Annotated in this window: 1 protein-coding gene; it reads right to left on the bottom strand. The window is 44.5% G+C overall.

Annotated features, from left to right (window positions below; translation table 11 throughout):
* A partial coding sequence (locus tag IEV57_RS19290; protein ID WP_308419897.1) for a PKD-like domain-containing protein occupies positions 1 to 613 on the bottom strand: 613 nt, incomplete at both ends.

The following is a 613-nucleotide window of genomic DNA, read 5'->3' as shown; positions in this document are numbered from 1 at the left end:
ACAGTTACAGCCACAGTAATCTCTGTCCCTAAACAATCTCCTATATGTGGGGTAATGGTGTAAGTCACCACACCGGGACTTGTACCTGAGTTGGTCAGAGGCTGAATAATTTCATCCAAAGAACTTGGAATTTGGTTAGTGAACCCTGTTATGGTTCCCCCAATAGGTAAAGCTGTAATTGATGCCGTCCAACTGTAGGTAATGGCCTGTGTTCCCGTTGTAGGAGTGCTTAACTGTATACCTGTATTATCTTCAGAACAAATGACCTCTGATGCAGGAGTAGCAACAACTTCTGCTACTGGATCTACAGTAATCGTAAAAGTCTCTGGTGGCCCCGGGCAGGAAACCCCTCCGTTGGTAAACGTTGGTGTTACTGTTACTTTAGCCACTATTGGAGCGTTGGTGATATTTACTGTGGTAAAGGCAGGTAGATTACCAGATCCAGATAGCCCTGCACCGATTTCCGTATCCATAGTCCAAACATAGGTAGTAATTCCTACAGTGTTTTGAGTAGTGAAAGTCACCAATTGCGTACTCGATCCTGTACAAACAATCTGATCGTCAACGGAATCAGCCTGACCAGATGGATTTACCGTTACATCAACATCGATCG

It is taken from the genome of Belliella aquatica (genome assembly GCF_014637795.1).
GTDB classification, from domain to species: domain Bacteria; phylum Bacteroidota; class Bacteroidia; order Cytophagales; family Cyclobacteriaceae; genus Belliella; species Belliella aquatica.
This window is presented reverse-complemented; position numbering and strand designations above follow the sequence as displayed.